General features: G+C 46.6%; 25 protein-coding genes. 8 read left to right on the top strand and 17 right to left on the bottom strand.

From position 1 onward, the window contains the following. Window positions 1-151 precede the first annotated feature (151 nt). Window positions 152-496 (bottom strand): helix-turn-helix domain-containing protein, encoded by a 345-nt coding sequence (locus ACZLMD_RS02865; RefSeq protein ID WP_022305316.1) that lies wholly within the window; start codon window positions 494-496, stop codon window positions 152-154. A 390-nt stretch (window positions 497-886) separates the two neighbouring features. Between ACZLMD_RS02865 and ACZLMD_RS02860 the strand changes: the two genes are divergently transcribed. The 4 genes from ACZLMD_RS02860 to ACZLMD_RS02845 all read left to right on the top strand — a co-directional run bounded on the left by ACZLMD_RS02860 (window position 887) and on the right by ACZLMD_RS02845 (window position 2,630). After that, a complete protein-coding gene (locus ACZLMD_RS02860; protein WP_484107268.1) occupies window positions 887-1,303 on the top strand; it encodes a DUF1700 domain-containing protein in 417 nt (138 codons plus the stop codon). A gap of 12 nt (window positions 1,304-1,315) precedes the next feature. Further along, window positions 1,316-1,801 (top strand): hypothetical protein, encoded by a 486-nt coding sequence (locus ACZLMD_RS02855; RefSeq protein ID WP_484107267.1) that lies wholly within the window; start codon window positions 1,316-1,318, stop codon window positions 1,799-1,801. A gap of 14 nt (window positions 1,802-1,815) precedes the next feature. Next, window positions 1,816-2,160 (top strand): hypothetical protein, encoded by a 345-nt coding sequence (locus ACZLMD_RS02850; RefSeq protein WP_022305313.1) that lies wholly within the window; start codon window positions 1,816-1,818, stop codon window positions 2,158-2,160. 104 nt (window positions 2,161-2,264) lie between these two features. Further along, window positions 2,265-2,630, top strand: coding sequence for a PadR family transcriptional regulator (locus tag ACZLMD_RS02845; RefSeq protein ID WP_484107266.1), 366 nt, complete (start codon window positions 2,265-2,267; stop codon window positions 2,628-2,630). Between the two features lie 161 nt (window positions 2,631-2,791). Here the strand turns inward: ACZLMD_RS02845 and ACZLMD_RS02840 are convergent, their stop codons facing one another. From ACZLMD_RS02840 to ACZLMD_RS02830, 3 genes are all read right to left on the bottom strand, one after another. Next, the gene (locus ACZLMD_RS02840) at window positions 2,792-4,075 is read right to left on the bottom strand and encodes an ABC transporter permease (RefSeq protein ID WP_484107265.1); all 1,284 of its coding nucleotides are present in this window, start codon (window positions 4,073-4,075) and stop codon (window positions 2,792-2,794) included. An 86-nt stretch (window positions 4,076-4,161) separates the two neighbouring features. Next, window positions 4,162-4,860 (bottom strand): ABC transporter ATP-binding protein, encoded by a 699-nt coding sequence (locus ACZLMD_RS02835; protein WP_484107264.1) that lies wholly within the window; start codon window positions 4,858-4,860, stop codon window positions 4,162-4,164. Further along, entirely contained in the window at window positions 4,861-6,537 is a 1,677-nt protein-coding gene (locus ACZLMD_RS02830) for an efflux RND transporter periplasmic adaptor subunit (RefSeq protein ID WP_484107263.1), read from the bottom strand. It abuts the gene before it with no gap. Window positions 6,538-6,735: 198 nt separating this feature from the next. On the opposite strand from ACZLMD_RS02830, the gene murG reads away from it, so the two are divergent. Further along, a complete protein-coding gene (gene murG, locus ACZLMD_RS02825) occupies window positions 6,736-7,812 on the top strand; it encodes an undecaprenyldiphospho-muramoylpentapeptide beta-N-acetylglucosaminyltransferase (protein ID WP_118561668.1) in 1,077 nt (358 codons plus the stop codon). Continuing rightward, a complete protein-coding gene (locus tag ACZLMD_RS02820) occupies window positions 7,812-7,988 on the top strand; it encodes a DUF4250 domain-containing protein (protein WP_022305307.1) in 177 nt (58 codons plus the stop codon). The genes murG and ACZLMD_RS02820 overlap by 1 nt, the downstream gene beginning before the upstream one ends. Window positions 7,989-8,124: 136 nt before the next feature. Here ACZLMD_RS02820 and ACZLMD_RS02815 read toward each other — a convergent pair whose 3' ends face one another. Together ACZLMD_RS02815 and ACZLMD_RS02810 are read right to left on the bottom strand one after the other, a co-directional pair. After that, the gene (locus tag ACZLMD_RS02815; RefSeq protein WP_118561670.1) at window positions 8,125-8,568 is read right to left on the bottom strand and encodes a GNAT family N-acetyltransferase; all 444 of its coding nucleotides are present in this window, start codon (window positions 8,566-8,568) and stop codon (window positions 8,125-8,127) included. A 102-nt stretch (window positions 8,569-8,670) separates the two neighbouring features. Further along, complete coding sequence (locus ACZLMD_RS02810) at window positions 8,671-10,443, bottom strand: methyl-accepting chemotaxis protein (RefSeq protein ID WP_484107262.1); 1,773 nt, start codon at window positions 10,441-10,443, stop codon at window positions 8,671-8,673. Window positions 10,444-10,611: 168 nt separating this feature from the next. Between ACZLMD_RS02810 and ACZLMD_RS02805 the strand changes: the two genes are divergently transcribed. Further along, entirely contained in the window at window positions 10,612-12,213 is a 1,602-nt protein-coding gene (locus ACZLMD_RS02805; protein ID WP_484107261.1) for a DUF3794 and LysM peptidoglycan-binding domain-containing protein, read from the top strand. A gap of 170 nt (window positions 12,214-12,383) precedes the next feature. Here ACZLMD_RS02805 and ACZLMD_RS02800 read toward each other — a convergent pair whose 3' ends face one another. From ACZLMD_RS02800 to ACZLMD_RS02770, 7 genes are all read right to left on the bottom strand, one after another. Further along, on the bottom strand, window positions 12,384-13,409 hold the full coding sequence (locus ACZLMD_RS02800; protein ID WP_022305302.1) for a branched-chain amino acid aminotransferase: 1,026 nt from the start codon (window positions 13,407-13,409) through the stop codon (window positions 12,384-12,386). A gap of 125 nt (window positions 13,410-13,534) precedes the next feature. Then, on the bottom strand, window positions 13,535-13,963 hold the full coding sequence (gene rpiB, locus ACZLMD_RS02795; RefSeq protein ID WP_022305301.1) for a ribose 5-phosphate isomerase B: 429 nt from the start codon (window positions 13,961-13,963) through the stop codon (window positions 13,535-13,537). Next, the gene (locus ACZLMD_RS02790) at window positions 13,960-14,475 is read right to left on the bottom strand and encodes an arsenate reductase/protein-tyrosine-phosphatase family protein (RefSeq protein ID WP_022305300.1); all 516 of its coding nucleotides are present in this window, start codon (window positions 14,473-14,475) and stop codon (window positions 13,960-13,962) included. The genes rpiB and ACZLMD_RS02790 overlap by 4 nt, the downstream gene beginning before the upstream one ends. A 23-nt stretch (window positions 14,476-14,498) precedes the next feature. Then, window positions 14,499-15,554, bottom strand: a complete 1,056-nt coding sequence (locus tag ACZLMD_RS02785; RefSeq protein ID WP_022305299.1) for an L-threonylcarbamoyladenylate synthase — start codon at window positions 15,552-15,554, stop codon at window positions 14,499-14,501. Next, the gene (locus ACZLMD_RS02780) at window positions 15,555-16,262 is read right to left on the bottom strand and encodes an N-acetylmuramoyl-L-alanine amidase (protein WP_022305298.1); all 708 of its coding nucleotides are present in this window, start codon (window positions 16,260-16,262) and stop codon (window positions 15,555-15,557) included. 71 nt (window positions 16,263-16,333) lie between these two features. Then, window positions 16,334-18,058, bottom strand: a complete 1,725-nt coding sequence (locus ACZLMD_RS02775) for a glycosyl hydrolase family 18 protein (protein ID WP_489495096.1) — start codon at window positions 18,056-18,058, stop codon at window positions 16,334-16,336. Window positions 18,059-18,303: 245 nt separating this feature from the next. Further along, window positions 18,304-18,534, bottom strand: a complete 231-nt coding sequence (locus ACZLMD_RS02770; RefSeq protein WP_022305296.1) for a hypothetical protein — start codon at window positions 18,532-18,534, stop codon at window positions 18,304-18,306. A 533-nt stretch (window positions 18,535-19,067) separates the two neighbouring features. Between ACZLMD_RS02770 and ACZLMD_RS02765 the strand changes: the two genes are divergently transcribed. Beyond that, window positions 19,068-19,886, top strand: a complete 819-nt coding sequence (locus tag ACZLMD_RS02765) for an adaptor protein MecA (RefSeq protein ID WP_022305295.1) — start codon at window positions 19,068-19,070, stop codon at window positions 19,884-19,886. A gap of 77 nt (window positions 19,887-19,963) precedes the next feature. Here ACZLMD_RS02765 and ACZLMD_RS02760 read toward each other — a convergent pair whose 3' ends face one another. The 4 genes from ACZLMD_RS02760 to ACZLMD_RS02745 all read right to left on the bottom strand — a co-directional run. Next, window positions 19,964-20,170, bottom strand: a complete 207-nt coding sequence (locus ACZLMD_RS02760) for a DUF1858 domain-containing protein (protein ID WP_022305294.1) — start codon at window positions 20,168-20,170, stop codon at window positions 19,964-19,966. 133 nt (window positions 20,171-20,303) lie between these two features. Further along, window positions 20,304-20,474: a 4Fe-4S ferredoxin gene (gene fdxA, locus ACZLMD_RS02755; protein ID WP_022305293.1), complete on the bottom strand. Its 171-nt coding sequence runs from the start codon at window positions 20,472-20,474 to the stop codon at window positions 20,304-20,306. A gap of 117 nt (window positions 20,475-20,591) precedes the next feature. Then, the gene (locus tag ACZLMD_RS02750) at window positions 20,592-21,809 is read right to left on the bottom strand and encodes an iron-containing alcohol dehydrogenase (protein WP_022305292.1); all 1,218 of its coding nucleotides are present in this window, start codon (window positions 21,807-21,809) and stop codon (window positions 20,592-20,594) included. Window positions 21,810-22,189: 380 nt separating this feature from the next. Next, on the bottom strand, window positions 22,190-22,709 hold a 520-nt coding region (locus tag ACZLMD_RS02745; RefSeq protein WP_489495095.1), incomplete at its 5' end, for a hypothetical protein.

The raw sequence follows: 22,709 nt of genomic DNA, 5'->3' as shown, positions 1-22,709 counted from the left end.
TGCATCCGGTTCGCACTATCCCGGACTCACTGAAGCGTTTCCAAATAAGGTACTGTCTCCGTCACAGTTTTTCACTACGACTTTATATTAGTATCCTTTTGGTCGCTTGTCAACCGTCAATCCACAATTTTTAACTCAAAAATCCACTTTCCTATGATTCTGATTCCTTCCCGGAAATATCGGATGTCATGATCCTCACAACCTCCAGAATCTTTCTGCGGAGTCTGTCATCGGACCTGCGGTAAAACTCCACAAGCAACAGCTCATCATCGCTAAAATCTACAGAATCCACACCAAGAAAATATCCCACGGAAATACCTGTTTCTTTGGCAATATCCTCGAGTGTATCATTGGGAACGGCAATCTTTCCGCTCTCGTAACGGCTCAGAGTCTGCTGGGTAACATGAAACTTCTCCGCAAAACGATCCTGCGTCAGCCCGCATTCCCGACGGACATTCCGTATCCTCGCCCCAATCTCTTTATTACTCAAAGCCATACAAACACCTTCTATACTATATAATACCGAATTCAAAAATCTGTCCCGGCAAATGTCAGCGATTGCTCCATTACATTATGCAATCATTATTTCAACTATCTTTTAAATTATACTTGTGTTATGCTTTCATTTACATTCCGCTCAGGCGTGTATGCACTCCGATTAGGAATACTGCCGTGTTATTATCTCAAAAGTGCTCTTACACGAAAATTATTTATTTGATAAAATCAAGCATAGTTTATAATATTTTAATAAAATAAACTAAATTCTTGTGAATACTTTATATATTTAGAAAATTATTATAATTAATGGTTTTGTTGCTAATGCATTTGCAAAATAAAATTATTTTGGTTATGATAATTTTGTAACGAATGAGGAGGAGGTATTTTGATGGACTCTTTTGATCGGGAACAATATCTACAGCAATTGCGGGAGTATTACTCCGGAGACCGCGATCGCATTGACCAGTTTCTCGAAGACATGAGTGATTCTTTGGACTGTTATCTGAAAGAGCACCCGGCTGCGGATGCGTCAGAGATCTATGCACGTTTCGGAGATCCAGAGGAGCTTAAGAAGCAACAGGAGCTGATGCGCAGCGAAAGTCACGCCCAACGGAAAAGAAATGTAATACGAATAGCGGTAGCTGCCATTTGTGCAGTGAGTATTCTGGCACTTGGAATCTTTGTCCGTCTGGGATTGCGCCAACTTTCCGATACCAAAGGTCATGCCGAAATTGAACTTCAGGACAATTCTGATTCAACCATTGAAACTCCTTCCTCGACACCAGTTTTCTATCTGAACGAATAGGAGGTTCACATTATGAAAAAACTTTTTAAAGCACTTTCCGCACTAACAATGGCACTTTGTTTAACAGCAACAGCTCTGATTCCGACAGGGACTGCATCCGCCCGGACAAACGTTATCGCACAGGAGACGATCGCTCTGGACGATGGCGGCTACTGCGTGGTCACGACATCGGAGACGATATCTGATATCGCAACCATTGCCAAAACACATACAAAGTCCGGACAGAAGAAATACAGCTACTACAATGCAAACGATGTTCTTTGCTGGACCTACACGCTTCACGGCACCTTTAAGTACGATGGAACCACATTGGTTTCCTGCACGGATTCTTCTCATGAGATTGCCATCTACAAAAACTCATGGTCCTATAGCGGAGGTTCCCACTGGGAAAGCGGCAACACCGCATATGGTAAGGCTACATATCATTTAAAACTGTCTACCGCATCCAAAACAGTTAATTTGCAGCTCTCCTGCAGCAAGACAGGAGTATTGAGCTAGGAGAGGAGTAACTTATGCGTTCATTTCTATTATCCTATCGACTGAAACAGCTCAGCCGTGACATTACAAAACAGACATTTTCCGACACCACGGAACGTGTTGACGCAGAAGCTCTGAAACAGGCGCAGTTCATGCTCTACAGCGATATGCTTCAATATGCAGAGGATGAACCGGATGCAGATTATCGGGTGATCTATGAACATTTTGTCGATGAAACGCTGAAGCATCCTCTTTCCCAGCATCGCCAGAAGAGAATTTTGTGTGGCATAGCCGTTGCATGTGTGGTCACTTTACTTGTTGGATCCATGATTCTCCAGCCAATTTTGGCGGAAAATCTTAAAAATGTAAATATTTACTAAATTCTTTTACTGATATCCAGCATTTTTTTTAAATTTGTGTTATAATGTAAGTGATACCATGTGGGAGGATATCAAATATCAAAGATCGGTTGTGTAGAGTAGAGATGAGTATAAGAGATAACTTAAAGCGTGGAACAATTGAAATGATCCTTTTGCATTTGCTGGAAGAAGAAGACAAGTATGGCTACCAGCTTTCGCAGGATCTTGAGAAAGAGAGCGAGGGCGAGTATCAGCTGAATGAAGCAACGATGTACCCAACGCTCTACCGTTTGAAGAAGAACGGATTTCTGGAGGAACGTAAGGTTCAGGTAGTCGGAAAGCGTTTCCGTGTATACTACCACCTGACAGAGTCCGGAAAGCAGCATTTGGAGGAGACCAAGGCTCAGTATAAGCAGGTCTGTGCTTCCATCGAGAAAGTCATGTCATATCGTGACCGTGTCAAGGCTGCAGACAAGAAAGCAAATAAGTAAATAGCGCTGTTCCGTTTTTCGTGCATTCGTGAAATGCGAGCGAGCCCCGCTGAACACTCTGGGGCTCGCTTTTGTTGTCTTTTTTTAATATATGGACAAATCAACGTAGTGTTATAACAACGAGAATTGCGAAGCATTTCATTATGACAGAATAATTTTTCTTATTCATAGCGGAGTGCCTCGATCGGATCCATACGCGCCGCTTTATTTGCCGGATAATATCCAAAGAATACACCGACCACCATAGAAAACAGCACTGCAACGAAGATTGCCGCCACCGGTGCCGTTGCCGAATAACCAAGCACCGATGCTGCCACAGAACCAAGGATCAGTCCCAGCACAATGCCGAGGCATCCGCCCACCAGACACAATACCATGGATTCAATGATAAACTGCAACCGGATAGAACCATTTGTCGCACCTAACGCCTTTCTTGTTCCAATCTCTCTGGTTCGTTCCGTGATCGACACAAGCATGATATTCATAACACCGATACCACCGACCAGAAGCGAGATTCCGGCGATCAGGGAGATTGCCAGCGATACGGTATGCACCATCTCGCTCATCGACTCCGTCATAGACTCCATCGTTGAGGTTGCGATCTCGTAATTATCATTACTTGCATAATATGGTGCAAAGAACGCCTCAACCTGATTCGCAAAGGCGGACACACTTGATACAGAGGTATCCGTCACGATCGTAAACTGCGTGTACCCATCATCCGAGCGCATAATTTCTTTCTCTGTTGCCAGCGGAATATATGCATTCGTTGTCACATCATCGCTGTCGCTGACTGTGCCCGCACTCTCATATTCATAAACACCGACAATATAAAAATCCTGATAATTTCCATTGATGTTCACGTTGATCTTCTGCCAGAGTGCCGCATCATTGTCCCCGTCAAACAAGCTTTGTACCAATTGATCCGATACCACGATGACATGCTTTTTTTCGGAAAGATCTGCTTTTTTGATCAGACGTCCTGCCAAAAGAGTCACCTGATCACTCTCAAAATAATCCTGATTGACACCGCTGACATTGATATTGACGGAGTCGCCATCCCTGGATACGGATGCCGTTCCGGCACTTTCACTGACAGCCACTGCCGCAATCTGGTTTTTGAAGGTTTTCTTCAGTTTACTGATCATCCGGTCAGTGATCCGGTCCTCCTCCGTCACAGAAACATTTCTGCCTGACGCACCAAACCGCATGCCGTCTGCACGAACCTCTTCCTTATCACTTTTCGCCGACAGACCGACTGTGACATTGTTCGCTCCCATCTCCTGAAAGCTCTCGGAGATCGAAGTCGTCAGCGACTCACTGACCGTCATGATCGCAATTACCGAGCCAATGCCGATGATAATTCCAAGCATCGTCAGCAACGCACGAAGTTTATTGGAAAACAGTGCCTTGCAGGCTATTTTAATATTTTCCCAAATCAACAAATTCTTTCCTCCTTTCTTCGCTTCACCTTATTCCTGCAGCATACTTTTCTACTTCTGTCGTCCCATCCTTCTGTAAGGCTGTTTCCTTATTCTGCAAGAATCCTGCCATCTGAGATTTTGACCACGCGGTCCGTCTCCTGTGCAAGTTCTGTGGAGTGTGTGATCAGCACGATCGTTTTCCCCTGCTCCCGGTGAAGCCTATGAAAAATATCTATGATCCTGCGGCTCGTCTCCGAATCCAGAGCTCCGGTCGGCTCATCCGCCAGAATGATCGACGGATCATTTGCCATCGCACGTGCAATTGCCGTTCGCTGCTTCTGACCGCCGGACAGCTCCTCCGGCTTGTGAAGCATTCTCTCCTTCATGCCGACCAGCTCCAGAAGCTCTCTGGCGCGTTCTCTCCGCTCCGTTTTCTTCATTTTGCCGTAGAGCATTGGCAGTTCCACATTTTCCAGTGCCGTTGTCCGCGGGATCAGATTGTATGTCTGAAACACAAAGCCGATCTCCTGATTACGGATTGAGGAAAGCTCTCTGTCCTTTGCCTCCCCAATGTTCTTTCCCTGCAACCGGTATTCCCCCTCGGTCGGACGGTCCAGTGCTCCGATAATGTTCATCAATGTCGACTTACCGGATCCGGATTCTCCGACAATTGAGACAAACTCCCCGCGCTCGACCTCAAGATTGATTCCATGCAGGATTTCCAGTTCATTGGGCTTACCAATATAAAACCGTTTCACAATGCCATTTAAGGAAATGACATGCTCTTGTACCTGTTCCTGTGCCAATTATTTTCCACCTCCCGGTCCGCCGCCGAAGCCGCCTTTGTTTCCACTGCCACCCATTCCACCGCTGTCCGGCATACCGCCGCCCATGCCGTTCATGCTTCCAAAACCGCTCTGGCTGTCGCTTGATGAGCTTTTGTCGGAAACCTTATCGGTAGGCATCACAACCTCCAGACCTTCCTCGAGATCATCCCCGGAAATTTCCACATAATAATCCGTTTCCATTCCCTTGGTCACCGTGATCTGACGGGTCTTGGCCGTTCCCTTTGTACTGTCATCCGATGCGTTTGTTTCGTCCTTTCCCAGAGGATTTCCCATTTTGCCACTTTGTCCGGAATCACCACTTTGTCCGGAATTATCGGAGCTATCCTGGCTGTTATCACCACTTTGCGTTGTATATCCTGTACTGCTTCCGCTGCCGTCTACCACTGTGATATAGTATGTGCCGTCTGCATTTTCGGAAACGGCATCATACGGCACGGCAAAAACGTCCTTTGCCTCATCCCGCACGATACTGCATTTGGCTGTCATCCCCATCTTGATCCGGCTGTCGGTTGTCTTTATGCGGATCCGTACCTCATATCCATCGCTCGATGAGTTTCCGGCATCTGCACCATTGCCACTGCTCGCAGAGGTTGTTGTGGATGTGCTTCCTGTCGACGGTGCCACGAAGGTCACTACTCCCTCCAGTTCATCCTCATCGGTTGCCTCTGTCAGGATCACCACACGCTGTCCCTTCTTGACATTGCTGATATCATATTCATCCACACTTGTTGTGATCGTGTAACCGCTCGTATCGTCAAGCTGCACGATCGTGCCGCCGGTGTACGTATCTCCCGCAGACACGTTCAGGCTTGTCACAACACCATCCATCGGTGCAGTCACCGCACATTTAGCAACCGCCTCCTGCGCAGATGTCACCTGCTTCTGCGCTTCCTTCACGTTCTTCTTCCGGTTTGTCTGTGCATTTTTCAAGGCGGTCTGTGCCTGCGTTACAGAGGATTTATTCTGACGTGCGGTGTCATTTTTATTATCTCTCGCTGTCTCAACCGCTGTCTTTGCCTGCTCGTACACTTCCTGTGCCTTCGTCAGAGCCTCCTGCGCCTTCGTCACATCCTGGCTGTTCTTCGCCCCGGCTTTCTTTTTGACCTGCTTCAGTTTTGTTTTCGCAGTTTCAACCGCTTTCTTTGCCGTATCCCGCGCCTTCACTGCCTTCTGCAGATTCTTTGCCGCCTTTGCGTTATTATAGTTCCGGTCACTGACCGCCGTATCGTACTGCTCCTGTGCGGATTCCACCTCAGAAGCTGCACTTGACTGCACATCCTGCAGGGAATCCTGTGCCTCGGAAAGGCTTTCACTCAGGCTGTCCGAATCGAAGGAAACAAGCTTATCACCCTTTTTAACCTCGTCACCGACCTTCACATATATCTTCTGTACTGTGACGTCATTCACCTGCGCCGTAACGGAGCGCGTCTTTTTACTCTCGATGGTTCCGGAAGCACTGATCGAATCCGTCAGATCCATTTTCGTCAAAGTTGTTGTGCTTTGTTTCACGGCTCCTGCGGGCGAAGCTTTTTTTGCGCGAATCATCCGGACGCCGATCACCACTCCCACAACAACGACTGCTGCCGCCACGCCGCCAACAATACGCTTAAACTTTTTTCCTCGTTTCTTTTTCATAAATACTCACCATGCCTTTCTGTGCAGATCCTAAAACATGTTACCAGCATACAGAAACTTCATGTAGAAAACGTGTAAAAAGCGTGTTTTATGTGTGAACGAAGTTAGAGTTGATAAAATACAGGAATGCTAATATAATGATAGAAGGTTTATTATGTCTAATTTTCATATTCTTTAGAAGAAAGGATTGGTTATAAAATGAAGAAAATAGTTCTCACCGGCGGAGGCACTGCCGGTCATGTCACACCGAATATTGCTTTGATCCCGGAGCTTAAGAAACAGGGCTACGAGGTTCATTATATCGGTTCCTATGAAGGCATTGAAAGCCGTCTGATCCCGGAGCTTGGCATTCCTTACTACGGCATTTCCAGTGGTAAGCTGCGCCGTTATATCGATCCTAAGAATTTAAGTGATCCATTTAAGGTGATCCGCGGTTACGGTCAGGCGCGCCATCTGTTAAAGGTGATCCGTCCGGATGTCGTATTTTCCAAAGGTGGTTTTGTTTCCGTTCCGGTTGTTGTCGCTGCGAAGACGCGCCACATTCCATGCGTGATCCATGAGTCTGACATGACACCGGGTCTTGCCAATAAGATCTGTATTCCATGTGCGGACAGAGTCTGCACCAACTTTCCGGAGACATTAAAGCATCTTCCGGAGCACAAGGGCGTTCTCACCGGCTCACCGATCCGTCAGGAGCTGTTCCGGGGCAGCCGCGAGAAGGGACTTAGCTTCTGCGGCTTTACCGATGACAAGCCTGTTATTCTGATCATTGGCGGAAGTCTCGGTGCTGTCCGCGTCAACGAGGCAGTCCGTGCAATCCTCCCACAGCTTCTGGAACGTTTCCAGATCATTCATCTGTGCGGCAAGGGCAAGATGGACGAATCCTTAAACGGAACTAAGGGCTATGTACAGTTTGAGTACATAAAGGAGGAGCTTCGTGACCTGATGGCTGCTGCCGATATTATGATCTCCCGCGCCGGTGCCAATGCAATCTGCGAGATTCTTGCCCTGCGCAAGCCAAATATCCTGATCCCATTATCCGCTCAGGCAAGCCGCGGTGACCAGATCTTAAATGCTGCCTCCTTTGAGAAGCAGGGCTACAGCATTGTCATTCAGGAGGAAGAGCTGACGAACGAAAAGCTTCTTAATGCAGTCAATACAGCATTTGATGAGAAGGAGCGTTTCATCAAGGCAATGCAGCGCAGCCAGCTCAACAATTCCATCGAAAAGATTGTTGAATTAATCAATGTATCTGCGGGAAAGGGTAAGAAATAATGAATATTCCAAATGATCCAATCATGTTAGTGAGTTATCTGAACACACAGCTTCGCGACTTCTATCCGAATCTGGAGGATTTATGCAAGTCTCTGGATCTGGATCAGGAAGCGATCTGTGCAAAATTAAAGGCGATAGATTACAGCTATGATGCCGCCGCGAATAAATTTGTGTAATTATCTGTATCCCATTTTTCGTACAGATATTTTCATGAAATATTTTAATATGTAATTGCAATAAAAACGGAAGTATCGAACCGGCTAACCGGCTGATACTTCCGTTTTATGATCTCATAAATTCGCAGGTGTCATCTTATGACGTGATGATGCTTCCGTCTGCGATTCTGGACACCCACATGGACATTCCCGGACCATGATTGCCAAACGGGCGTGTGTGGAATCCAAAGCGCTCATAAAAGCTTTCCCTCTCGTATGCCGCCATCAGGCTGACCATAACCGTCTCATCATCCATAACATCCCTCTTGATGTACTCCAGAAGCTTATCAATAAGCTGCGTGCCGATATGCTCTCCCTGGCACTCCGGGCGGACGATCACATCGGTAATGAAATAGGTGTAGCCTCCGTCACTGACGATTCTCGCCATGCCAACCGGCTTCCCGTCCTTTCTTGCAATCAGTTTATAGAAAGAATTGGTCAATGCCTTCTGTGCTCTCTTGTCTTTTACGGTGATCCAATTGACGGAGCGTCGAAGATCATTGTACTCCTCCACCGTAATCTCATCTGAATATGTAAGCATTTCTCGTCCCTTTCTTTCCTGTTATCGTTTATGACCGGCACACGGATCTGTGCCTCTGAATTCTACCTCTTTGTTCACCTCGCACATGCGTCCGTTGAAGAATTACGCCTCGATCGCCTCATGAATGCTGTCTTTGATACGATCCCTCTCCATATGGAAGAAGGAAATATTCTCTTCCAGAGACTTCGCCATATCCTGCAGCTGCTGTGCAGACTCTGCCAGAATATTGATCGTTGCATTCATCTCCTGCATAGAAGCTGTGGTCTCCTCTGTGGATGCTGCATTCTCTTCAGAGATTGCAGACAGATTGGAGATCACGTCTGCCACGTTTGCACGGGCGGTATTGCAGTGTTCTGTCTGCTGACGGATCATACCTGCTGCCTGAGCGGCACCTCCGATACCATCGCCAACCTCCATAAACTGGCGTCTTGTTGCCTGCAGCTTCTCCTGCTGCTCGTTCATAATCTCCTGAACCTCTTCCATGATATGGACAGAATTCTCTGAATCCTTCAAAAGCTCTCCGATAATATCCGCAATGCTTCCGGCAGATTCGTTACTCTGCTCAGCAAGCTTCTGAATCTGTCCGGCTACTACCGCAAATCCACGTCCCTGCTCACCGGCACGCGCTGCCTCGATCGATGCGTTGAGGGAAAGAAGGTTTGTCTCCTCCGCAATCGAGGTGATCAGATCAACTGCCGCACGGATCTTCATGGCAGATTCATTGGTTGCATTGACCTGACGGGCAATATGCTTAACAGCTTCCATGCTCTTATCGTTGGATGCCGTCAGATCCTCAATAATATCAATCGAACGGTCACTGGAGTTCTTGATCTCCTGTGTTCCCTTATCTAACTCTGCAACATTATCTACAATGTGGCTGATCAGCTGTCCCATCGTCTCAACCTCACTGGATGCACGCTCAATCTCGTCCGCCTGAGAAACAGCTCCCTGTGAAATATCCTCGATGGCTTTGCTGATATCCTCAGCGGTAGAGTTTGTCTGCGATGCCATGTTACTCAGATCCGTTCCCGACTTAAGAAGCATCTCTGAAGAAGTCCGGATATGATTGACAACCTCAAGAAGCTGGTTCAGCAAAACTGCAACTCCCTTTGCCATATCACCAAGCTCGTCGTTTCTGCGCATCGCCTTTGACTCAATTGCCACGGTCAGATCTCCGTTAGACAATCCCTCAACAGCCTTTTCTGCTGCCTGTAAGCCTATCTTGATCCCCCTTGTCAAGAAGAAAATAATGACCATGGCGATCAGTATCAAGACAACTTCAACAACCACAATCGCCGTAGTACGCTTTGTGATCAGAGCCTGTACAGCGGCTACCGGCTTTCCGGCAAACACCATACCAACGATCTTGTCGGAAGATTCCCTGAGCGGTGAATAGCATACACAATATTTCTTCCCGTCAATCGTGATATTTTCCTTCTCAACCGTCTCACCTGCAAGCACCGCCTTGGCAATATCCGCATCCGCCTGTGTTCCCACGATACGTTTGCCGGAATCATCCTTCAGTGTGGTCGCCATACGGGTGTCCCCATAAAATACAGTCACATCCATACCGCTTCCCTCTACAAAGGAATCAATAAAGTCCGTCTCATCCGTAATGTTAAAGCTTCCCTTCATCAGCTTGTTGCCGCTGACGGAATATGTATCGCTGTTGACAGCATTATACACCTGCTCCAGCGAATGCGCCTCTGCCTTCAGGGCATACAACATTTCCTGACGCATTCCCTCTGACATATTTCTTGCTGCCACAACTCCTACGATAACTGCCATCAATATCATAGGAAGCAGAGCTACCAGCATGATCTTCAAACGAAGTCTGCTGCTGCTTTTCCTGCTTTTTCCTTTCTTTCCAGCCATAATAAACCTCCTTGTTTCCTTAAAAATTTCGTACAAAAATATACTTTAATTATAAAGCAGATAGCTATATCTGTCCAATCTTTTTACCGATTTTTTTGAATATCCTGAAGTTTTCTTTCATATATTGAATCATACGGGACAACAAATCAGATATATGGAGGAATTCCCATGAAACTTTCATCAGAAACAATGATCACCAATCAAATCAAATGTCATGGAAGTATCCAGACCACACTGGAGGATGACGTCAACGTACCCGACACCAAGCCGGACATTGATCTTATCATAAAACAGAACGGTTGTCTGGATCTCACAGAAATAAAATGCGAACTAAACAAATGTGTTCTAAGGGGCAGTCTGCAATTTGAGCTGCTTTATGCCAGCCACGATGACATCCGCCCGGTACATAATATGAAAGGACAGATTCCCTTCGAGGAAACCGTCAATCTCGATGGTCTTACGGAAACAGACGATGTATTTTGCAGCTATGATCTCGAGGATTGCCAGATCCAGCTGATCCATTCCCGCAAGATCAGCGTCCGCGCAATTGCCGGTTTCCACTGCCGGTGTGAGGAGGAAGCAAGCGATCCTGCAGGCATCGATATCCTTTCCGACGAGACAGTCCGGACCGGTATGGAGTCGCTTTCCCCAGACGGTCTGCACAAGCAGTTCGATACGATCGTCTACACAAGATCGACACCGCGCACACGCGATGTATTCCGGATCAAGGATGAGATTAACCTCCCAAAGGGAAAGCCAAATATTGATACCATTCTGTACTATGAAATGACGCCTCAAAATCTACAGACGAGACTTCTCGAGGACAGCGTGCGCATCACCGGCGATCTGCATGTTTTCGTTCTTTATGTGCCGGTCGATGAAGAGCGCCGCATGGAATATCTGGAAACAGAATGCTCCATCGACAGCTTGGTTTCCTGCTCCGGCTGCAATGAGCAGATGATCCCGGACATCAGCTTCCAGCCGCAGTGCGGCACAATGGAGGCAAAACCGGATGAGGACGGAGAACAGCGTATTCTGGAGCTGGAGCTGCCCGTTAATATTACCATGAAATTCTATGAAGATGTCGAGCTTTCTATTTTGTCCGATGCCTACTCCACCGCCTGCGAGCTGACACTTTCGCGTCAGCCGGTCCACTTTGAACGGCTGCTTCTAAAAACCCAGAATGTGATCCGGGTTTCCGAACAGATCAAGGCAGATGAAAATCAGGATAAGATCCTGCAGATCTGTACTGCTTCAGGCAGAGTTCAGATCGATGAACAGGAAATCCAGGAGAACGGCATTGCTCTGGAGGGCGTTGTCGAGCTGGATATTCTTTATGTCACCGAAAACGATGACCGTCCTCTCGGCAGTCTCCGCGCCGCCATTCCATTCCAGCATTTTATGGAGATCAAGGGAATATCCCCGAAGGATCACTATCTGCTCCAGACCGATATCAACCAGATCAGTGTGATCATGCTGGATGCTGCGGAAATTGAAGCAAAAGCTGTTTTAAGTATCGGCGCCATCGTATTTACCCCGGCCGAATGTCAGGTAGTATGCGAGATCACGGAAGCCCCTCAGGATCTGGAACGGCTTCAGAAAATGCCCGGCATTGTCGGCTTCATCGTCAGCGATAACGTCAGCCTCTGGGATATCGCCAAGGAATATCAGACCTCCACGGAAAGCATCATGGCTCTGAACGGACTGACCTCCGAGGAGGTTCACCCCGGAGACCGGCTGCTCCTCGCCAAGCAGGTAGACGGACTGTAAAAAGAGACACCTCAACCAGCGTTTTTCCCTCCGAAAATTGCTTCACAATTCTCGGAGGCGTCACACTACATTACGCGTATTTTCCTGTATTGAAAAGGCAAAAACACCCGGAAGAGCGATTCTAAAGAATCTCTTCCGGGTGTTATTATTGTCTTTATTCGTGTGATGAATTACTCGATAACCTTGATCCATCCCTCCGGAGCTTCCAGACGACCCATCTGAATACCGGTCAGTGTCTCATACAGCTTCTTGGTAACAGGTCCCATCTCCTCCATACCACTTGGGAAACAGATCTCCTTACCATGATCATTGATCTTGCCAACCGGTGAAATAACAGCAGCGGTGCCGCAAAGACCACACTCTGCAAAGTCCTTAACCTCATCGAGGTATACTTCTCTCTCCTCAACCTCAAGACCAAGATACTCTTTGGCAACAACCATAAGAGAACGGCGGGTGATAGATGGAAGGATACTGTTAGACTTTGGTGTAACAACCTTGTTGTCCTTTGTGACGAACAGAATGTTAGCTCCACCTGTCTCCTCGATCTTAGTACGGGTAGCAGAATCCAGATATATATTCTCTGCAAAGCCCTGTTTATGAGCATCTACAATTGCATGAAGACTCATTGCGTAGTTAAGACCAGCCTTGATATGACCTGTTCCATGAGGAGCCGCACGATCAAAATCAGAAATACGAACTGTGATCGGCTTAGCGCCGCCCTTGAAGTAAGGTCCTACCGGCGTAGTAAATACACGGAACTGATATTCATCAGCCGGCTTTACACCGATAACAGCGTTTGTTCCAAACATATATGGACGTATGTAAAGAGTTGCACCTGAACCATAAGGTGGTACATAATCAATATTTGCCTTTACTGTCTGTACGATTGCATCAACAAAACGATCCTTTGGGAATGCCGGCATTTCCAATCTCTGTGCTGACTGCTCAAGACGCTCTGCATTCAGATCCGGACGGAAGCACACCACGTGACCATCCTCTGTTGTATATGCCTTCAGACCCTCAAATACAGTCTGTGCATACTGAAGAACTCCGGCACACTCACTGATCGTAATTGTGTCATCGCTGATCAATGCGCCATCATCCCATGCGCCATCCTTGAAATTGGACACATATCTTTTGTCCGTTTTAACATAACCAAATCCCAGATTATGCCAATCGATATCTTTCTTTGCCATAACTATTCCTCCATTCTGTATACATTCCATGCATGTATACGATTGATTCATTGAAACCAATTTTAATACTTGATATGACGAGTGTCAAGAGTATCTTGCAATTCGGTTTCCATCATTACGCTCCTCTAGTCCTCAAGCTGGTCAATACGGTTCTGATGACGCTCTGCATGCGAAAACTCCGTATTCAAGAATGTATCCACGATCATCAGTGCCAGTCCCGGACCTACCACTCGGGCTCCCATGGCAAGCATATTCGCATCATTATGTTCCCTCGTTGCCTTTGCGCTGAACACATCATGACACAGCGCAGCACGTATTCCCTTTACCTTATTGGCAGCAATCGAAATGCCAATGCCTGTCCCACAGATCAGGATACCCTTCTCGCACTCCCCTGATGCAACAGCCTGCGCTGCCTTCTTGCCATAGACCGGATAATCACATGGTCTTTCATCGTAGCAGCCGTAATCCTTGTACTCGATCCCCTTCTCCTCCAGATACCTGATGATCTCCTGCTTCAATCCATATCCACCGTGATCACTTCCCAATGCAATCATTCTGCTTGTCCTCCTTCGTCTTTTTCATTTTCCATTAATATCTGTATTACCTTGCGGATACGCCGTCCGATCTCGTGATAACACAGATCGTACTGCTCATCCTCACCACCATACGGATCCACAATATCCGTATCCACGCCGACATATTCACCCAGTGTATAAACCTCGCCGCCCTCATACTTCTCCAGATAAGCAACCTTTTCACTGAATGTCATCGTGAGTACCAATGCATCCGGTGTAATATCAAACTGTTCTAACGGCACAGAATTTTCATGCGAGCAGGGCTTCAGATCATGCTGGCTTAAAGACACATTTACCTTTGGACTGATCGGCTCTGAAAACAGAACAACCAATCCCCTTGAGCAGCACGGCGGAAACGAAAATACCGGCTGTCCCAGCTCTCGCTGATGTTCTCTCTCCTTCTCTGTGAACTGACGGTACATTGCTTCTGCCACAGGGCTCAGGTAAGTATTTGCCGTACATACAAATATAATCTTCGAATAATTCTTCAATAAACCGTACCCCTCTCTGTTATTTATACTTTGATGACATGATACGCTGCTGCTTTCAGCATCCGGTTCATAATCGCCTTCCCCAAGGTATCTTTCTCAAAGCTCTCCGCATAAATATACTCCGCTCCAATGTGATCCATCTCTCTTAGTATATCATACAATCCCGCTGCTATCGACCCCTCTGTTGCGCGCGATCCGACACTCCTCACATTGGCACATGCATACGCATCCTTTGTCTCCTCTGTCGCGATCACCGCTACAGAGCATCCCTCGTCTGTCTTCTCCTTCACAAGACGATTGATCTCATCGACCACTTTACCGGTGTCTCCCTCTATGATCGTCATCTGTCCCTTCGGTGCGTAGTGACGATACTTCATGCCCGGTGCCTTCGCCACGATATTCGGATTCATCTTCTGTGACAGGATCGCCGGATCCACCTGAACCTCTCCCAGCACATCCTCTAACATCTCTCCGGTAATATAACCCGGTCTCAGAATGGTCGGAACTCCCGTACTCAGATCAACGATCGTTGATTCCAAACCAATGCCTACCGCACCGCCATCCAGGATCATATCAATCCTTCCATCCAGATCCTCCTTCACATGCTCTGCCTTTGTCGGACTTGGACGTCCGGACGTATTGGCACTCGGAGCCGCAATATACACCCCTGACTCACGGATCAGTGCCCGTGCTACCGGGTGACTCGGCATCCGGACCGCAACTGTCTCCAGACCACCGGTCGTAGACTTCGGCACAGCCTCCTTCTTCGGAAAGATCATCGTCAGCGGTCCCGGCCAGAAATGATCGGCAAGCTTCACTGCCGCCTCCGGCACTGACTGTGCGATATCCTCCAGCGCATCCATATCAGCAATGTGCACGATCAGTGGATTGTCAGACGGACGTCCCTTTGCCGCATAGATCTTAGCAGATGCCTCCGGATGCATTGCATCACCTCCCAGGCCATACACGGTCTCTGTCGGAAATGCAACTAATCCTCCCTTCTGCAAGATCCGGCACGCCTCCTCCAGCTCCTCATCCCGGAAGCTCTCCGGGTTTATCGTTTGCATTATCGTTTTCATCTAACTCAGTCCTCCGCTCACATATTGTAAAACACCAAGTGCCACGGCCCACGCAACCCTGCGCTGGTAGGATGCCTGCGTCAGAAGCTCTGCCTCTTTGGAATTGGAAAGAAATCCACATTCTACTATAACCATAGTCGCTGTTGTGTTTTTCAGCATAAAATAATCGCTGTTTGCCTTTGCCACACGCCGGTTGTCCGGATCCAGTCCTGACACAAGCTGTGTCTGCAGTATATCTGCCAGCTTCTTGCCCTCCTGCGAAGACGCCCGGTAAAACACCTGCGCTCCCCGGGAGCTTTCTGCCGTAAAGCTGTTCTGATGAATACTGATCACCGCATCTGCTCCGCTGTCGTTGATCATCTGACACCTTGCACGCAAATCTGCCACCTTCTTGTTCGTATCACCTGCCTGATAAAGTGCTTCATCCTTCTGTCTCGTCATGACAACCCTGCAGTCATTCTGCTCCAGAATCTCCTTTAACTCCAGAGAGATTGCCAGATTCACATCCTTCTCCGGCACATCATTGATCCCGATCTTGCCCGGATCATTGCCTCCATGTCCCGGATCGATCACGATCGTATAACGCGGCTGCTTCGCTGCCTGCTGTGACCATGTATATACGGATCTTCCTGTTTCGATCACTGCCGCAAGCAAAACCAGACCTACGATCACAAATCCAATCACTCTGTTGATACTATTCTTTTTCATTCACCTGCTCCGGTATATCCTTTTGTTTCATATTATGAATATTCCAAAACAGATAGAATAATATACGAAAACTACATGTATTTAATGATCATATCCCATACGGAAGAATCCTCCAGACCAAGCTTCCAGAATGCATACCCTGCAGTCTTGCTGTCTGATACTGTCTTCATCTTCTCCTCGAGAGACTTCTGATCCTCAAGCCACATTTTATAGACAACACCATCCCTGGTGTATTCTGCATAGTTGGTTCCTGTGCTGTCATCCCATGCAAAGGCAGCTCCCGCATCGGTCATATTCTCCTTTGCGGAACGCATACCGTATGCCTCGGAGGTCAGCTTCACCTTGCCATCCTTCGTTGTCTCCTTCCAGAGACGGCTGTAAAATGGCAGTGCAATGATCGTCTGTTCCGCCGGCACTTCCTTCAGTGTATTGACGGTGGAATCCTTCACATAATTCAGGGAAGATACCGGACCTGCCTCCTCGGAACCGGCATAATGCTCATCATACGCCATCGTGATCACATAATCTGCCACCGCTGCCTGTTCCTTGCGGTTGTAGTACATGGAGTAGGATGTCGGTGGATAGTTATCAACCGAAAGAACCACACCATTGTTACGGCACATAATACCCAATTCACGGATAAACTGGATGAAATCATCGCCATTTGCCTTTCTGACATGTTCAAAATCAATATTGATACCATCCAGACTATACTTGATTGCCTCTGCAATCAGGTTCTTCTCCAGCTTCTGTCTCGTTGTGGTGCTTCCGAGCACCTTGCCGATCTTACTGTCATTACTGAAATCATTGCATACGCCCCACACCTCTACACCAAGGCTTCTGGCTCTCGCCACATACGTATCACTGGCAAGTGAGGTGATCTCTCCATGATTGCCGGAAACCGTAAACCATGTCGGAGCAACGACATTAACGCCCTTCGTTGCATTGAGCAGATTGAGCACATTATCATTGGCTGCACTCGTTGTCACCTGATGCCATACCAGATTCACCTTGCCGTCCTTTAAGATATGGGAATACTGTTCTTCCTTAAAATCAGTCGTATACTCGGACTGATACAGCTTACCGATATCCTTCTTACGTACATAACCCACAACGCCGTCTGCTGACATTACCTTATCAAAAGATGCCGCACTGCTATCCCCGGAGGTGGATTCACTGCCCTGCTCCAGAACACTTACCTCATCACCCTCATTCAGATTCACAAGAATATCACTCTTGATGCTTGCACGATAACGCAGCTTCGCTTTCTTCTTCGCTTTGGCAAAATCCGCCTTCTCGTTATAACGGTATGTAATCACAACCCTGTCCGGGTTCTTGTACTTCTTATAATCCAGAGCCGTATACTGCTTCACATAATCCAACGCAACATAGGCATTATCTCCGCTGACCTTAACAATCGGATAATCCATGGAAGACTTACTCTTATTCGTATAATAATCGCTGCTGTCCACCGCCGCAGATATCACTGCAGTCGATGTGGTATACAAAAGCTGGTTCTCCTTCGCATCCCAGTAAAATCTCGAATTAAGCGAATCATGTACCAGTCCGAAATCCACATAGATCTCACCGTTATCATAAAGTGCCTTCGTATCATAAATCTGATCCTGCAGGATCACCTGCATCTCCCCCTTTGATACCTTAAAATAATCATCTAAGGACATCTCCTTACTGCTCGGCATATACTTTTTCACGAGCAGCGCAATACCGGTAATAAGGATTGCGAGAACCAGAAGTGCTATAAAGGGAATGATCAATTTCTTTTGTCGTTTTTCCATGGCTCCGTACCTCTCTTCTATTCAAAATGTAAAAATTCCAAGTTCAAATACTTAAACAAAATTATATCACTTTTCCTTTTGACAATCAATCCTGTGTCCATCCGCCCCGGAATATTACAATAAGTGTGCTGTTCTGCTGCCCGGGCCGGCGGTTCATCAGAAAGCACACTCATTATTACGTTTTGATTATAAGGTTTCTATCCGCACATAACATGACATATACTGCATTTAATCTGCCACAGTTGTCAGACCTGATTCAAGTGTTCAAAATCAATCTCCGTGATCCGTCCCTTCTGGTCACCGACATAGCTTTTCATATAGTAGGCATCCTCCATCACCTGATAGAGCCTGTCTGTCTCTGCCAGCGTGTAGGGTTCCCCATCCACGGAAACACTCATGCCTGCCGCCTCTGCCTGTTCCATCTCTGCCAGGATCCACGAATACATCTGTTCTTTCAAATCACCTGTGTTATTCAATGACACACCCTCCTATTATACGGACGACACGGAAGTACATACTGTGATACGTTTCAATGTCATCCTCCTGAAATACCACTGCCAACCGGAGAAATTCCTCCCTGAATACGCCGGATAAGTGAATCTGTTGTCTGACTTTTACCAAAAACCTCCTTTCTTAAATTTCCAGGTTTGTTTTCTCCTGCACTGATTATACGACACACGAATCACTCGTGACAACCCATAAAATGGGCGTTTCGCGCCGAAAAAGCGCTCCGTTTTCTGTGCTGTTTTCACAAAATGCAGGTTCATAAAATCAGTTTTTAATCATTTTTAGAACTGAAATTACAGATAATAGAAAAGAGACAAAATAATGGCAGTATTTCCTGGTGAAAATTCACAAAAAATAATAGGGAGCGCAAAACGATCTTCTTTGTAATCGGTAAGCTCTCGAAAATTGACTTATGCGTAAGAATATTCTATAATCAGACTAACCAAAGGAACAGACATTTTACTGTGATTATGCATATTTAAGATAGAAAGGAAGTGAGCCTATGCGTATCGAAAAAATCAATGATCATCAGATTCGATGCACTTTGAACCAGAAGGATTTAAGCGACCGCGAACTTCGTATCAGCGAGCTTGCCTATGGAAGTGAAAAGGCAAAGGCTCTTTTTCGCGACATGATGCAGCAGGCATCCTACGAGTTTGGCTTTGAGGCAGAGGACATCCCTCTTATGGTGGAAGCGATCCCGATGTATCCGGACAGTCTGGTGCTTGTCATTACGAAGGTTGATGACCCGGATGAGCTGGATACCCGTTTCTCTCATTTTACCGATGATGATTCCGATTTTGAAAACGGTGATGACGACGATAATATGTTCACGCTCGATGATGATATGTCCGGACTTGATCTGTTTGACAGCGATATTCTCATGGAACCGGAGCCGGCAGCAGATGCAGTCTCCGCACTCCCACAGAATCCTTCCGGGAGCAGCTCCGATGGCGATTTCATCTCTCTTTCAGAAGCACTTGGTATGGAACACCGTCCAAAGACCAAAGACTACACCGCAAGTCACGATGTGATCAAAATCTTCTCTTTCCGGAACCTTTCCGATCTCACAAGTCTGGCAGAGTATCTCATCTATACCTACCACGGTTCCAATACCGTATACAAGGACGAGAAGTCCGGACTGTACTATCTGATCGCCCACAAATCCGAGCACAGCCCGGAGGAGTTTAACAAAATCTGCAATATTATGAGTGAGTATGGACGTCCGGTTCACAACATGTACGCCAGCCACTCCTACTACGAGGAACATTACGAGCCATTGATCGAGGAACATGCGCTTCAGGTTCTGGCAAGTATCTGATCCTGTGTTCCCGATACGAAAAAACGCTTCCCCGGGTGCAGCCGGGGAAGCGTTTCTATTCGTGTCGGTCTGACGGATTATTTCTTAGCCAGATATCCGTTTACATTCTCGATCAGTTCATCTGCATTGAGACCATGAACCATAGCGGCCTCCTCAAGGCTCTCTCCCTGAGATGCAGGACAGCCTACACAATGCATACCGGAAGCCATCAATACTGCGGCAATACCCGGATCGATCTGAAGCATATCACTGATAATCATATCTTTATTTACTCTTGCGTCCATTTGAATCCTCCATTAATCGAACAGCCCCTGTCGGAAGCTGTGTAATAATTTGACATTTCTCATTGCTTTGAAAAGGAAAAGACTGTCCACGGTGAAGCCATCGAGGACAGTCCGGTAATTCATGTGTAGTAAATTACTCCTCTGAAATAGCTCCAGAAGGACATGTACCAGCACAAGCACCACAGCTGATGCAGGAATCAGCATCGATCTCATAGTGCTCAGCACCTTCTGCAATAGCTCCTACAGGACATCCGCCTGCACAAGCGCCACAACTTACACAATCATCTCCAATAACATATGCCATTTTAAAAATCCTCCTTTTCTTGGTATACCCACATTCTAATACAATTTTTCATTTTTTACAAGAGGAAAACCTTACTAACTCATTTTTCTCATTTATATTTATTGAGAAGATTTCTCATTAGAAGTCAACCTCAGTGTCATAGTAGCAGCATTTCAACAGCTTCTCCATCTCTTCCTGAGACGGCTGACGCGGATTGGAACCGGTACATGCATCCAGTATCGCATTGGCGGCGATCTCCGGCAGACGCTCTAAGAACACATCCTCCGGCACGAAGCCTTCCTCAGTCGGATAGCTGTCCGCTCCGTAGTTCTTAATACAATGTGGAATATTGAGTGCATCATTCATGCCGCGCAGATAATCGATCAGAAGCGAAATCTTCTCATCATCCGTGCTGCCACCCAGCTTCATGAAGTCTGCAATCTCTCCATAACGCTCCTTTGCAACCGGATCCTTCGCATTAAATGCAATTACCTTTGGCAGATACATCGCATTGGCGGCGCCGTGGATAATATGTGCACCGTAATCGGCAAATGCAGCTCCTGTCTTATGCGCCATTGAATGAACAATACCAAGAAGTGCATTGGAAAATGCCATGCCGGCAAGGCACTGTGCATTGTGCATATTGTCTCTCTTCTCCATATCGCCCTCGTACGAACCGACCAGATCTCTCTGAATCATCTTGATCGCATGCAGCGCAAGCGGATCGGTATAGTCACAATTGGCTGTGGAAACATACGCCTCAATCGCATGCGTCATCGCATCCATTCCGGTATGAGCAACCAGCTTCTTCGGCATCGTCTCTGCCAGCTCAGGATCAACGATCGCTACATCCGGCGTAATCTCAAAATCGGCGATCGGGTACTTGATCCCCTTCTCATAATCGGTAATGATTGAAAATGCAGTCACCTCGGTAGCCGTGCCTGAGGTAGATGAAATCGCACAGAACTTTGCTTTGGTACGAAGCTTCGGCAGACCAAATACCTTGCACATATCCTCAAAGGTCACGTCCGGATACTCATATTTGATCCACATCGCTTTCGCTGCATCAATCGGCGAACCGCCACCCATCGCAACGATCCAGTCCGGCTGAAACTCCTGCATCTTTGCTGCACCCTTCATAACCGTGTCCACAGACGGATCCGGCTCAATGCCCTCGATCAGATCCACTTCCATTCCAGCCTCTTTCAGATATCCGATTGCTTTGTCCAGGAAGCCGTTTCTCTTCATGGAACCACCGCCTACACAGACGATCGCTTTCTTACCCTCAAAATCCTTGAGTGCCTCCAGTGCTCCCTTACCGTGATACAAATCTCTTGGTAATGTAAACCTAGCCATGATAAACCTCCATTCCGAAGCGTAATGCGACAAAGCAAAGTAATCGCATACTTTGGCAGAAGCCGTCTGCAACGCCCCGACACAAACGACTCCCCCGGCAGCCCCCTTATCTGTCTGGCAATTTATACCAACACTGCCGATTTGTCACTCAATTTGATAGCTTTATTTTACACCTGATGAGAAAAATCTTCAACTGAAATTGCATGACAAATTTTGGATGCGAGGTATGCTCAGAATCAATTTATTTTCCGAGGCAAAATGACTTTTTACTCTTCGGGATATAAAAAAGATTCTGGGCAGACTTCCTGCTACCATCATGGAAAGTCTTCATGCATTAATTAAATTCACTATCTCTCAAAAATATATTTTTGAGACTCTCTCTACTGACGCTCTACTCCTTGTAAATTAATATATTTTTCAAATAATTCCTTTAATTTCGCTGCTTTATCTTCTTCCAGATAATATTTTTCTCCCTTTACTTTCCTTTCATCCATGCTGAAATAATACATAATACCTGTCTTGTATTCCCAATATATAATGCCACCCTTGTACCAATTATAATCCTTGCCATAACTCAAATGAATTTTAGGAGAAAACAAAAAATAACCGTCCAGCAAATAACTTTTATCTTTCTTTTTATTATATTTTCTGGTACTGCACAAAATCTGAAATAATCGAAGCTTATCTCTTTTAGACAGCATTTTTTCTGCAGTAAAATCTTGCTGTGCCAGCTGCACCTCCTGCACCTTATTGATATCTACTATATACTTTACTTTTGTTTCTCCCAAAATAGACTTGCTTATACTATACTGCAAAAAAAGTATAAAGCAAAGAGAAACCATCACAAGTACTATGACGATAATCAGTATTTTCCTTTTCTTTATATTTTTCATAAATTCC

It is taken from the genome of Jutongia sp. (genome assembly GCF_057878315.1).
This window is presented reverse-complemented; position numbering and strand designations above follow the sequence as displayed.